Origin of the sequence: Gordonia sp. SCSIO 19800 (assembly GCF_018132775.1) — a bacterium.
Classification (GTDB): domain Bacteria; phylum Actinomycetota; class Actinomycetes; order Mycobacteriales; family Mycobacteriaceae; genus Gordonia; species Gordonia hongkongensis.
In genome coordinates, this window is sequence record NZ_JAGRQM010000033.1 from 1 (window position 1) to 12,858 (window position 12,858).

At 68.3% G+C, this 12,858-nt stretch carries 11 protein-coding genes; 5 read left to right on the top strand and 6 right to left on the bottom strand.

Going from position 1 to position 12,858, the window contains the following annotated elements; translation table 11 throughout:
• Positions 1 to 223: 223 nt before the first annotated feature.
• Positions 224 to 1,417: a PQQ-dependent sugar dehydrogenase gene (locus KB201_RS23065; RefSeq protein ID WP_240198664.1), complete on the bottom strand. Its 1,194-nt coding sequence runs from the start codon at positions 1,415 to 1,417 to the stop codon at positions 224 to 226.
• Between the two features lie 108 nt (positions 1,418 to 1,525).
• On the opposite strand from KB201_RS23065, the gene KB201_RS23070 reads away from it, so the two are divergent.
• A complete protein-coding gene (locus KB201_RS23070) occupies positions 1,526 to 2,740 on the top strand; it encodes a DoxX family protein (protein WP_165629825.1) in 1,215 nt (404 codons plus the stop codon).
• A gap of 68 nt (positions 2,741 to 2,808) precedes the next feature.
• Here the strand turns inward: KB201_RS23070 and ilvD are convergent, their stop codons facing one another.
• From ilvD to KB201_RS23085, 3 genes are all read right to left on the bottom strand, one after another.
• Positions 2,809 to 4,653 (bottom strand): dihydroxy-acid dehydratase, encoded by a 1,845-nt coding sequence (gene ilvD / locus KB201_RS23075; protein WP_211540639.1) that lies wholly within the window; start codon positions 4,651 to 4,653, stop codon positions 2,809 to 2,811.
• 268 nt (positions 4,654 to 4,921) lie between these two features.
• A complete protein-coding gene (gene mgtE / locus KB201_RS23080) occupies positions 4,922 to 6,268 on the bottom strand; it encodes a magnesium transporter (RefSeq protein WP_165629827.1) in 1,347 nt (448 codons plus the stop codon).
• An 80-nt stretch (positions 6,269 to 6,348) separates the two neighbouring features.
• Complete coding sequence (locus KB201_RS23085) at positions 6,349 to 6,807, bottom strand: PH domain-containing protein (RefSeq protein ID WP_165629828.1); 459 nt, start codon at positions 6,805 to 6,807, stop codon at positions 6,349 to 6,351.
• 347 nt (positions 6,808 to 7,154) lie between these two features.
• On the opposite strand from KB201_RS23085, the gene KB201_RS23090 reads away from it, so the two are divergent.
• From KB201_RS23090 to KB201_RS23105, 4 genes are all read left to right on the top strand, one after another.
• Positions 7,155 to 9,119 (top strand): acetolactate synthase large subunit, encoded by a 1,965-nt coding sequence (locus tag KB201_RS23090; protein WP_211540641.1) that lies wholly within the window; start codon positions 7,155 to 7,157, stop codon positions 9,117 to 9,119.
• Complete coding sequence (gene ilvN, locus KB201_RS23095; RefSeq protein ID WP_058252141.1) at positions 9,116 to 9,619, top strand: acetolactate synthase small subunit; 504 nt, start codon at positions 9,116 to 9,118, stop codon at positions 9,617 to 9,619. The genes KB201_RS23090 and ilvN overlap by 4 nt, the downstream gene beginning before the upstream one ends.
• 119 nt (positions 9,620 to 9,738) lie before the next feature.
• Positions 9,739 to 10,752: a ketol-acid reductoisomerase gene (gene ilvC, locus KB201_RS23100; RefSeq protein ID WP_058252140.1), complete on the top strand. Its 1,014-nt coding sequence runs from the start codon at positions 9,739 to 9,741 to the stop codon at positions 10,750 to 10,752.
• 171 nt (positions 10,753 to 10,923) lie between these two features.
• Positions 10,924 to 11,775, top strand: a complete 852-nt coding sequence (locus tag KB201_RS23105) for an alpha/beta fold hydrolase (protein WP_211540643.1) — start codon at positions 10,924 to 10,926, stop codon at positions 11,773 to 11,775.
• Between the two features lie 71 nt (positions 11,776 to 11,846).
• Here the strand turns inward: KB201_RS23105 and KB201_RS23110 are convergent, their stop codons facing one another.
• Positions 11,847 to 12,068, bottom strand: a complete 222-nt coding sequence (locus KB201_RS23110; protein ID WP_307848123.1) for a hypothetical protein — start codon at positions 12,066 to 12,068, stop codon at positions 11,847 to 11,849.
• 47 nt (positions 12,069 to 12,115) lie between these two features.
• Entirely contained in the window at positions 12,116 to 12,853 is a 738-nt protein-coding gene (locus KB201_RS23115) for an SDR family NAD(P)-dependent oxidoreductase (protein WP_058252138.1), read from the bottom strand.
• Positions 12,854 to 12,858 lie beyond the last annotated feature (5 nt).

Below are 12,858 nucleotides of genomic sequence, written 5' to 3' on the forward strand. Positions count from 1 at the left end.
CGACGAGCCACGAAGGGCCTGGTGAGACAGGTTGCGGAGCCCTTCGTGGCTCGCTTCGCTCGCACCTCAGGGAGCAGAGATGTGGACGCTCAAGAGTGTTCTTTCACGATCCACGACGGCCGCCCGGCCGCAGTTACTGAGGTGCGGGGAGCGCACGCCGCCGGGCCGAGCAAGCGACGAAGGAGCGCGTCGAGGTCGACGAGCCTTGAAGGGCGCGTCCCGGTCACGTCCGGTCGTTGCCACCGCCGGAGGGCAGGAAGCGGAACACGCGATCGTCGGTGGGCTTCGCTGAACCCACCTCCTTGTTGACGGTCGCCACCTGCAGCAGCCCGTTGGGGAGCGCGGCCATCCGGCCGAGGGCGCCGTACCGCCGGTCGAGCACGACGGCCGGAGCGGTGATCGTCGGCTCCTCGCGAGTGGGCTCGTTGATGGCCTCGATGCGCTGGGTGCGTGTCGTCGAGACGAAGATGCTGCCCCCGGCGACCCCGCAACCCGCGATCTGCGGCCGGTCCGGCCACGTCCACAGCACCTTGGGTCCGCCTTCTTCGAGCACCTGCACGCGATCCTCGGTGGCCGTCTGGTCGGCGACGTAGACCGTCCCGGTGGAAGCGTTGGGACACAACGCCACCGACGACCCGAAGCCGGATGCGAGGATCGCCGGCCGCGGGCCGTCGCCAGAGGTGAACGAGGTCACCAGCAGTACCTTGCCCGCGAGGGACGACGGATCGTCCGCGGCCGCGGGATTCCCGGCATTGCCGGTGGCGACGACGAGTTCGGTCGGGGACCGGAAGTACATCGCGCCCATGTTCCCGGTGGCGCCCTTGGGGATGCCGGTCAGGATCGGCTTGGGCACGTCTCCCGGTGCCAGGCGGACGATGCGGTTGTCCGACGGGGTCGTGATGTAGGCGTAGATCAACCGGTCCTGAGAATAGGTGGGGGAGTAGGCGAAATCGATCAGACCGCCGTCACCGGACGCATCGACCGGCGTCTCTCCCAGGGTCCGGGCAGGACCGTAGCGTTTGGTCGTGATGATCTTGCCGGTCGTGCGTTCGGCGACGACGGTGACCTCGCCCTGCTCGTCGCCGGGCATCACACCGCCGGTGGACGCGAGGCACGTCGCGATCACCGCGGGGTCGGGGTCGACGCACGGGCCGGTCGGTGGCGGTTGCGTCTCGCGCGGGGTCTCCGGCGGTGGCGTCGGCTTGGGCTGGCCGCTCGGCCGGTTGTTCGGGCTGAACGCACCCGCCTCGCGTTGATTGTCCTGGGCGCTGAAGTCCGCGCAGCCGCCGACCAGCACCACGACCGCCGTCAGCACCGTCACCAGCACTCGCCACCGGGCCCACACCCGGCGGTCCGCCGTCGCGGCTGAACTCGTCCGGGCATCGTCGCGCGTGCCCGTCGGGCGCCCCTTCCACATGGCGTCCACAGTAATGGTGCTCCGGGTGACGGTGCCCCGAGCGTGGTGCCCCGACTCACCCCGTCGGGGTCCGGTGACCGCAGTCCGCGAGCCTCTAGAGTCGGGCGTGTGAGCGAACGCGACACGTCGGGCACCAGCGAGCGCGACACACCGGCGACGAGCCCCTACGACGAACCGACCGGACAGATCCCGGTCCCGGGCGGCGCGACCGGCGCACCCGGCACGGGACCCGGGGCGGGCAGTTCGCGTCCCGACGCCGGCCCGCCGACGCCACCCGCGGTGACCGACCGCGACGACTTCTACAACCGGCACGCCCGGCGGTCGCCGGCCCCCTACTCCCGGGTGGACGATCTCGACGACCTCGATCCCGGCGACGTCGAGACCCGTTCGGTCGCCGCTGGTCCGGCCGCGGCTCCTCGGTCCGGTCCGGCGCCGACGCGACCGGCCGCGACGACCGCGGGGCCCGGCGCCGGAACGGGTGTACCGGCCGATGACGACTTCGAGACCGTACAGTTCGCCAAACAGCCCGGCCCCGCGCGCGTGCAGACCGCCGACGACGCGGTCACCACCCCGGAGCCCGCCCTGCCGCCGGTCGGCACCGCGCGCTACGACTTCGTCGATGACGACGACGATCTGATCTCCCGCGCCCGAGCGCACGACGCCGCGTCCGACACCGAAGTACTTGACGACGAGCCGCGCGGTCGTCGTCGGTTCGGGCGGCGCCGAACCGACGACGACACCGATGATCGGCGCGGTGCCGGGGCCGACGACGACCTCGAGGACGCGCTCGCGAAATCGCGGCGCGGCACCATCGACCTGGGTTTGCTGCTGTTGCGTGTTGCGCTCGGCGGCCTGGTCGGTGCGCACGGCCTGCAGAAGCTCTTCGGGTTGTGGAACGGTCCGCGGTTGAGCGGCTTCGAGTCCATGCTCGTCGACGCCGGCTTCACCGCCGACTACGCCCAGATCCTCGCCATCGTCGGTGCGCTGTCGGAGACGATCGGTGGACTGATGGTGATCCTCGGGCTGCTGACCCCGATCGGGGCGTCGGCGATCCTCGGCACCATGCTCGTCGCCGCGGCCTACAAGATGTCGATGGCCGATGGCTTCTCGTTCTTCGCCGCCGCCGGCGGGGTCGAGTTCGAGCTCTTCCTCGCGGTGGCCGCGGCGGTCGTCATCCTGACCGGCCCGGGTCTGTACTCACTCGACTATCCACGGGGTTGGGCGCGACGGCCGTTCGTCGGCTCGTTCCTCTGGCTCATCGTCGGCGTGGCGGCAGCTGTCGCCGTCTGGGTCCTGGCCAACGGGAGCAACCCGCTCATCTGAGTCGGCACCGACACAGAACGCGGGGACGTATCGGAATCCGATACGTCCCCGCACTCTGTGCTGAGTAGTCAGTCGACCTGACGCACCGCGCCGCGGTCGGCAGACGTCGCGAGCTTGGCGTACGCGCGCAGTGCGGTGGTCACCGTGCGCTGACGATCCTTCGGCTGCCATGGCCGTTCGGAGGCCTCCATCTTGGCGCGCCGCTCGGCGAGCACCTCGTCGTCGACCAGGACCTCGAGGCGGCGGGTCTTGACGTCGATGACGATCGGGTCGCCGTCCTCGACGAGTCCGATGGCACCACCCGACGCGGCTTCGGGGGACATGTGACCGACCGACAGGCCCGACGATCCGCCGGAGAACCGGCCGTCGGTGATGAGCGCGCACTTCTTGCCCATCCCGGTGCCCTTCATGAAGGCTGTCGGATGCAGCATCTCCTGCATGCCGGGGCCGCCCGCGGGACCCTCGTACCGCACGACGAGGACCTCGCCGGCCTGGATGGTCTTGGAGAGGATGACCTGGACGGCGTCTTCCTGGCTCTCGACGACACGGGCCGGACCCTCGAAGTGCCACAGGTCCTCGTCGATGCCCGCCGTCTTCAGGACAGCGCCGTCGGGGGCGAGGTTGCCGCGCAGCACGCACAGACCGCCCTCGACGGTGTAGGCGTGCTCGAGGTCGCGGATGCAACCGCCCGAGGCATCGGTGTCGAGCGAACTCCACCGGTTCGACGTCGAGAACGGAGTGGTGGTGCGGACGCCGCCCGGTGCGGCGTGGAAGAGTTCGACGGCCTCGGCGATCGCCTTGCCGCCGCGGATGTCCCAGTCGTCGAGCGCCTGGGCCATGGTCGGGGTGTGCACGGTCGACGCGGTGTCGTCGAGCAGGCCCGCGCGGCGCAGTTCCCCGAGGATCGCCGGGATTCCGCCGGCCCGGTGGACGTCCTCCATGTGGTAGTCCGAATTCGGCGAGACCTTCGACAGACACGGCACGTTGCGGCTGATCTCGTCGATGACCCCGAGGTCGAAATCGACGACCTCCCCCTCCTGCGCGGCGGCGAGGATGTGCAGCACGGTGTTGGTCGAACCGCCCATCGCGACGTCGAGGGCCATTGCGTTGCGAAACGCGGTCGGCGTGGCGATGTTCCGCGGCAGCACCGATGCGTCGTCGTCGCGATACCAACGTGTCGCCGCATCGACGACGACCGTGCCCGCGCGCGCGAACAGGGCGCGGCGGGCCTCGTGGGTGGCCAGCGTCGAGCCGTTGCCGGGCAGCGCGAGTCCCAGCGCCTCGGTCAGACAGTTCATCGAGTTGGCCGTGAACATGCCCGAGCACGAACCGCACGTGGGGCACGCCGACCGCTCGACCTCGTCGAGTCCGGCGTCGTCGACAGCACTGTTCGCCGACGCCGAGATCGTGGTGATCAGGTCCGACGACGGATGTGCGACATCGCCGACGACGACTGCCGTGCCGGCTTCCATCGGCCCGCCGGAGACGAACACCGTCGGGATGTTCAGGCGCATCGCGGCGTTGAGCATCCCGGGAGTGATCTTGTCGCAGTTGGAGATACACACCAGCGCGTCCGCGGTGTGGGCGTTGACCATGTATTCGACCGAGTCGGCGATGATCTCGCGACTGGGCAGCGAGTAGAGCATGCCGCCGTGACCCATCGCGATGCCGTCGTCGACGGCGATGGTGTGGAACTCCCGCGGCACGCCACCGGCGGCCCGCACGGCCTCGGCCACGATGTCGCCGACGTCCTTCAGATGCACATGCCCCGGCACGAACTGGGTGTAGGAGTTGGCGATGGCCACGATCGGCTTGCCGAAGTCGTCGTCGGTCATCCCGGTGGCGCGCCACAGGGAGCGGGCGCCGGCGGCTTCGCGGCCGACGGTGGTGGTACGTGACCTCAGAGCAGGCATGGGTTCCTCGAATCGATCGTGTGGCTCAGGCGGGCCCGGCGCGATCGGACGTGCGGTGACGGACCGGCGCCGGACTCTTCGGCTCAACACCGCGACCCCGGGTGTGTTCCCACGGGCTGTGGCCCGGGCGAACTGTGTTGACGGGCGCCGCCTCGCTGAGGGTGGGCGTGAGGGAGCACCGAGAAGCAGGCTACTCCGCTGCGACGATGGGTAACAAAACCATTCGGGCGTGCGGGCCGGGCCGCGCCGGTGCAGTCCTCGGTCGGGGTCAGATCCCCAGCACCGTCTTGGCGATCGAGAAGTAGAGGAGAAGGCCGGTGGCGTCGCAGAACGTCGAGATGAACGGCGTGGAGAACACCGCGGGGTCGACGCGGATCGACTTCGCGATCAGCGGCATCACGCCGCCCACGGTCGCGGCCAGGGTGCACACCGACAGGATCGTCAGGCCGATCACCACACCGATCTCGAGGCCGTAGACGAGTGCGGCGACGGTGAACCCGGCGAGTCCGAGTAGCGCGCCCATGGTCAGTCCGACGCGGACCTCCTTGGCGGCGACGCGGGCGACGTCGCGCGGGGCGACCTCGTCGGTGGCGAGTGCGCGGGTCACGGTCGTCGCCGCCTGCGAACCGGTGTTCCCGCCGATCCCGGTGAGCAGCGGGATGAACAGTGCCAGCGCGACCCGCTGCTCGAGGGTGCCCTCGAAGATCTCCAGCACGTTGACGGTGAGGATCGCCGACACCGCGAGCACGAACAGCCACACGATCCGGGCGCGCGTGATCGACAGGATGGACGAGAACAGGTACGGGTCGCGGAGGGGTTCACGCGCGCCCGCACGGGCCTCGTCGGTGTCCCGGGCCTGCTCGACGACGTCGACGGCATCGTCGATGGTCAGGACGCCGACCAGGCGGCTGTCGCTGTCGACGACGGGCATGGCGAGGATTCCCCGGTCCACACACCTCTGCGCGGTGGCCTCGGCGTCATCCTCGGCATGAGCGAACATCGGCTTGTTCATCAGGTCGTGGACGGGTTGGGCCGGGTCGGCCAGGAGGAGGTCGCGCAGGCTGACCACACCGCACAGCGAGCGAGCGCCGTCGAGGACGGGCACCGTGTAGATCGTCTCCGCGGCGTGTCCGCGTTCTCGCACGCGGGCCAACGCGTCGCCGGCCGGTTCGTCCTCTCGGGCGTGGACGAACTCGGGACTCATCCGACGCCCCACCGAACCGCGCGGGTAGCCGAGAACCACCGCGGTCATGTCGCGTTCGGCCGGGGTGAGCTGCTGGATCAGCGACTTGGCGACTCCCGCGGGCAACTCGTCCAGCAACTCGGCGCGATCGTCGGGGTCGAGGTGGTCGAAGGCGGCGGCCACGTCCGCGGTGCCCAGATCGTCGATGAGGCGGCGCTGCGAGCCGGCCGACAGATCGTCGAACACCTCCACCGCGAGGTCCTTGGCCAGCAGACGGAACGCGACGCCACGGGACTTGTGGGGGAGCCGGTCGAGCAGGGCGGCGATGTCGCCCGCGGGCATCGCGGACAGCGTCGTCCCGACGTCTGCGAGGCGACCTGCCGAGATCAGTTCGTCGAGTTCACCGGCGTCGAATGTTCGGGTGTGCTCCACGGCCGCACTCTATTGCCGGCAGGTGGAGGCCTCTGAGACCGAGCGGAGTCGGATCCGTGCCAGAAACGAGGAGACCGTGACTACTCGGCAGAGCGGGCCGCCTCGAAGGGGTCCGGAATGCGGCCACCACTGACGAGCGACAACGCGGGAAGATCGCGGAAACCGATGGCCGGCAGACGAACTCGACTGCCATCTGTGAGGACCGCACGCACCGAACTCCACTTCGGGAACTGCAGTCCGGCGATGTCGGACCAGGCGATCTCGGTGGTCGAGAACATCCGCACCGAGGTGAGTCCGTTCTCGGTGACCACGGTCCGCAACCGGCGAATCCACAGCCAGACCAGGACCGGGACGATCAGGGCGAAGGCAAACCACGGGGAGGCGCCGACCAGGAGCACGACCACCAGAGCGGCCATCGGGACCGTGAAGTACGCGGTCCGGTTGATACGGAACGTCACCGGATAGTCGAATGCGACGTCGTCGTCGGCAGGGGTCGCGCTGGTCTTCGGGTCTACGGGGTCGGTGGAATCAGTCGGCACCGTTCCATTGTGCCAACCGGCCCCGAGGTCCCTCGCCGACGGGTTCGTCGCGCCGGACCGAAATCGAGGTGCGCAGACAACCGACTCGACCAGTGTTTTCCCAGATGGTGAGACGGCGTGGTCCGGAGTTTGACTCGGAACCGAACACAGTCCTACCGTGAACGCGTGATGCAGAACGGGATCCTCGTAGTAATCGGCTGGCGCGTCTTCGCCTGACCGGTCACCTCGCAGACCCCAAACCGGCATCGACGCGCCACCCTCGAACAGCGGAAGCTGTCGGGGGTTTTTTCATGCCAGGTACTTCCATCACGGATATCGGATTCCACAACCAAGATGAGGATCGTGCAGTGAGCGCACCAACAGCACGCACCGACGCCGGCCGCAACGAGCCGACGCGCAACGCAGGACTGCGGCAGCAGTCTCCGGCGGCGGGCAACCTCCGTGCGGTAACCCAGCACACCGTTGCTCCCGAGCGTGTCAGCGGCGCCCAGTCTGTGGTTCGTTCCCTCGAGGAGCTCGGTGTCGAGGTCGTCTTCGGCATTCCGGGTGGCGCGGTGCTGCCGGTCTACGACCCACTGCTGGACTCGCAGAAGGTCCGCCACGTCCTCGTCCGTCACGAGCAGGGCGCAGGTCACGCCGCGACCGGGTACGCCCAGGTCGCCGGACGCGCCGGCGTCATGATGGCCACCTCCGGTCCCGGTGCCACCAACCTGGTGACCCCGCTGGCCGACGCCCAGATGGACTCGGTGCCGGTCGTCGCGATCACCGGCCAGGTCGGTCGCGCGCTCATCGGCACCGATGCGTTCCAGGAAGCCGACATCTCGGGTATCACGATGCCCGTCACCAAGCACAACTTCCTGGTCAGCCGGGCGATCGACATCCCGAAGACCATCGCCGAGGCGTTCCACATCGCCGAGAGCGGTCGTCCCGGCGCGGTCCTGGTCGACATCCCCAAAGACATCTTGCAGGCGCAGACCACGTTCTCCTGGCCGCCGCAGATCGACCTGCCCGGTTACCGCCCGGTGACCAAGCCGCACGGCAAGCAGGTTCGCGAGGCGGCGCGCATGATCAACGCCGCGAAGTCGCCGGTGCTCTACGTCGGCGGCGGTGTCATCAAGGCGAACGCGTCGGCCGAGCTGCTGGAACTGGCCGAGCTGACCGGCATCCCGGTGGTCACCACGCTGATGGCACGCGGCGCGTTCCCCGACAGCCACCAGCTGCACCTGGGCATGCCCGGCATGCACGGCACGGTGGCGGCGGTCGCGGGCCTGCAGCGCAGCGACCTGCTGATCACCCTCGGAGCACGCTTCGACGACCGGGTCACCGGACAGTTGTCATCGTTCGCGCCGAACGCCAAGGTCATCCATGCCGACATCGACCCCGCCGAGATCGGCAAGAACCGGCCCGTCGACGTGCCGATCGTCGGTGACTGCAAGGCGGTCATCGCCGAGCTCACCGAGGCGCTGCGCGAGGAGCGGGCGACCAGCGGCTCGACTCCCGACATCTCGCAGTGGTGGTCCTACCTCGACAAACTGCGTCGGACCTATCCGCTGAGCTACGACCGTCAGACCGACGGCTCGATGTCGCCGGAGTTCGTCATCCAGGCCCTCGGCAAGGCCGCCGGTCCGGACGCGGTGTACTGCGCAGGTGTCGGCCAGCACCAGATGTGGGCCGCACAGTTCATCTCCTACGAGAAGCCGCGCACCTGGCTCAACTCCGGTGGTCTGGGCACGATGGGCTACGCGGTGCCCGCCGCCATGGGCGCCAAGGCCGCCGACCCCGACGCCGAGGTCTGGGCGATCGACGGTGACGGCTGTTTTCAGATGACCAACCAGGAACTAGCCACCTGCGCGATCGAGGGCATCCCGATCAAGGTGGCGCTGATCAACAACGGCAACCTGGGCATGGTCCGTCAGTGGCAGACGCTGTTCTACGAAGAGCGTTACTCGAACACCGATCTGTCGACGCACTCGCGGATGATCCCGGACTTCGTCAAGCTCTCGGAGGCGCTGGGCTGCGTGGCCTTCCGCGTCGAGCGCGAGGAGGACGTCGACGAGGTGATCGCGAAGGCGCGGGAGATCAACGACCGCCCGGTGGTCATCGACTTCATCGTCGGCAAGGACGCCCAGGTGTGGCCGATGGTCGCCGCCGGCACCGGCAACGACGAGATCATGGCCGCCCGCGACATCCGGCCGCTGTTCGACGACGACGAGTCGGCGTCGGGTCCGGTGGAGATCCACCAGGCGATGGATGGCCATCAAACGGTCGACAACGCGCCGGCCGATCGCGCAAACCAGAAGGACGAGCAGTGAGCACCACCCATACCCTCAGTGTCCTGGTCGAAGACCGACCCGGCGTCCTCGCGCGGATCTCGGCGCTGTTCTCGAGGCGCGGATTCAACATCGAGTCACTCGCCGTGGGCCCCACCGAGCTCAAGGGCATCTCGCGAATGACCATCATGGTCTCGGTGGAGGACTTCCCCCTCGAGCAGGTCACCAAGCAGCTCAACAAGTTGATCAACGTGATCAAGATCGTCGAGCAGGACCCGGCGAGCTCGGTCTCGCGCGAGCTGATGATGGTCAAGGTGCGGTCGGATTCGACGGTGCGCACCGAGGTCATCGAGGTGGTGAACCTGTTCCGCGCCAAGGTGATCGACGTCTCGCCCGAGTCGCTGACGATCGAGGCCACCGGCACGTCGGAAAAACTCGAAGCACTTCTGCGGATGCTCGATCCGTATGGAATCCGGGAGATCGCGCAATCGGGCGCGGTGACCCTCGGTCGGGGACCGAAGAGCATGTCGGCCAACCGCTGACAGAGAATCCCGCTGTCGTCGCGCTCATCTGAGCATCGGCGAGGAGCGACAAGGGAATTACGAATCCCGACGGATTCTTCAGAATCCGCCAGGGACACCACATATCGAAGGGAAACATAGTGGCCATCGAACTGTTCTACGACGACGACGCGGATCTGTCGATCATCCAGGGTCGCAAGGTCGCGGTGATCGGCTACGGCAGCCAGGGCCATGCGCATTCGCTGTCGCTGCGCGATTCCGGCGTCGACGTCGTGATCGGTCTGCGTGAGGGCTCCAAGTCGAAGGCCAAGGCCGAGGAGCAGGGCCTCAAGGTGCTCACCGCATCCGAGGCCGCCGCCTGGGCCGACGTCATCATGGTGCTGGCGCCCGACACCTCGCAGGCGAAGATCTTCACCGAGGACATCGAGCCGAACCTGCAGGACGGCAACGCGCTGTTCTTCGGCCACGGTCTCAACATCCACTTCGGCCTCATCAAGGCGCCGGAGAACGTGACCGTCGCGATGGTGGCCCCGAAGGGCCCCGGCCACCTCGTGCGCCGCCAGTTCGTCGACGGCAAGGGCGTTCCCGCGCTCATCGCCGTCCACCAGGACCCCAAGGGCGAGGGCCAGGCGCTTGCGCTGAGCTACGCCAGCGCCATCGGCGGTGGTCGTGCCGGAATCATCAAGACCACGTTCAAGGAAGAGACCGAGACCGACCTCTTCGGCGAGCAGGCGGTGCTGTGCGGCGGCACCGAGGAATTGGTCAAGACCGGCTTCGAGGTGATGGTCGAGGCGGGTTACGCCCCCGAGATGGCCTACTTCGAGGTGCTGCACGAGCTCAAGCTGATCGTCGACCTCATGTACGAGGGCGGCATCGCGCGCATGAACTACTCGGTCTCGGACACCGCCGAGTTCGGCGGTTACGTGTCGGGCCCGCGGGTCATCGACGCCGACACCAAGGAGCGCATGCGCGGCATCCTCACCGACATCCAGGACGGCACCTTCGTCAAGCGCCTCGTCGCCAACGTCGAGGGCGGCAACAAGGAGCTCGAGGGCCTGCGCAAGGAGAACGCCGAGCACCCGATCGAGGTCACCGGCAAGAAGCTGCGCGACCTGATGAGCTGGGTTGATCGTCCGATCACCGAGACCGCCTGAGTCGCAGCGGTTTGCGCTGAACGCAGCGCCGACAGCGGGTCCGCACCGATGTGGTGCGGACCCGCTTGCGTCGCCGCACACCCACCCCTTTTCGGTAAACCCACCGGGGTCGCGGGGTGAGGAAATACCGAAAAAGGGTGGGTTCGGCTCGACGGGTTTAGTGTCGACCTGGTGGACAGCCAAGGGATCGTTCTGCCGCCGCCGGTCTATGTCGACGTCGACGGGGAGCGTGTTGCGACATATGTTCTCGAGCCGGCGGGGCACACCGACATCGATGTGGTGATGTGCCACGGGACCCCGTGGTCGGCGTACGTGTGGGCCGGCGTGGCGCAACAGATCGGCCTCGGTCGCCGGGTCTTCCTGTGGGACATGCCTGGATACGGGCAGTCGATGGTCACGGACGCACCGGTGGATCTGGCGACCCAGATGTCGAGATTCGCTGTGCTGCAGTCACAGTGGGGTCTGACGCGGCCGCACGTGATCGCACATGACATCGGGGGCGCGGTGGCACTGGGCGCGCATCTGCTCCACGGTCGCGAGTACGCGTCGTTGTTCCTGTGGGACATCGTGACTCTCGACCCGTGGGGGTCGCCCTTCTTCCGACTGGTCGCCGACAACACCGAGGTCTTCGAGCAACTTCCCGACCCCTTGCACGCGGCGTTGGTGCGCGAGTACATCGCCGGTGCCGCGCGGCATCGCCTGACGGACTATGACCTCGACGAGCTGACTCGTCCGTGGCTCGGCGGGGCCGGCAAAGGTGGGTTCTATCGTCAGATCGCGGCATTGCGGCCGGAGCACACCAGACCCGTCGCGGAACGCCTGGCGCAGGTCCGGTGCCCGACACGGATCGGCTGGGGCGCCGACGATCCGTGGATTCCCGTCGAGCAGGCCACGCAGCTACGAGACCTCCTGCCCGACGGCCCCGACCCCGTGATCCTCGACGGTGTCGGACATCTTGCACCGCTGGAGGCGACGGCAGCGGTCACCCGGGCGATCGAGGACTGGCACGGGGCGGTGACGTGACCGCGGTGACCTCACCGACGACGCCGCGGCTGCCGGAAGTTCTCCGGTAGCCGCGGCGGTGATCGTGACCGTCACATGGCGTGTGCAGGCAGACCCCGTTCCCGTACGTGGGCAGTCTCGAGTCCGGACCGCCGGGAGACGATGTCGACGAGTTCGTCGTAGGTGCGACACACCACCGCGGAACCGGTGGGGGCGCTGACCACCCATCCCGAGGGGATGGCCCGAACATGGTCGCGGCGCAGCAGCTCCGACATCCGCCGGGCCACGTCCGCACGCCGGCGAGGCCCGGACACGAACTCCGCGGCCCAATCCGGCGGTGCGCCTGCGCAACCTCCGCACATCAGGGCATCACGTCGCCGGAATTGGGGCCGAGTACCTGCCCGACGAACAGGTTGCCACCCGGATCGGAAGCGAGGAGCACGGCTGCCGGTGCGATCTCCTCGGGCCGGCCGAACCGTCCGAGGGGGAGTTCGGCGCGCTTGTCTCGCTTCCACTCGTCGTCGATGCCCTCGACCATGGGGGTGTCGATCGGACCGGGTGCGATGGCGTTCACGAGCACGCCACGTCCCGCGGTCTCGAGCGAGATCGACTTCGTCATCGCGATCACGCCAGCCTTCGCCGCGGCGTAATGCGCCAGCGAGACACCGCCTTTGATACCCAGCTGCGAGGCCACGTTGATGATGCGCCCGGCGCCCTGGGCCAACATCGGCCGCAGCGCCGCCCGGTTGCACAAGAAGACGCTGGTGAGATCGATGTCGATGGTCTCGCGCCACATCTCGGTGGACATGTCCACGGTCGGCGACTGGGTGAGGATGCCGTGTGAGCAGACGAGGATGTCGAGTCCACCGTCCTCGTCGACCATCCGCGCGACCAGCGCATCGACCTCGGGCTCGGATGTCGCATCCAGAACGACCCCGCGCCGGGCGCCGACCTCGTCGGCGACTGCGGTCACCCGATGATCGCGATCCGCAAGCGTCACAGTGGCGCCCTCGGCGAGATAGGCCGACGCGATCGCACGCCCGATTCCCGACGCCGCGCCGGTGACCAGAGCGCGCCGGTCCCGAAGAATTCCGGTCATGTCAG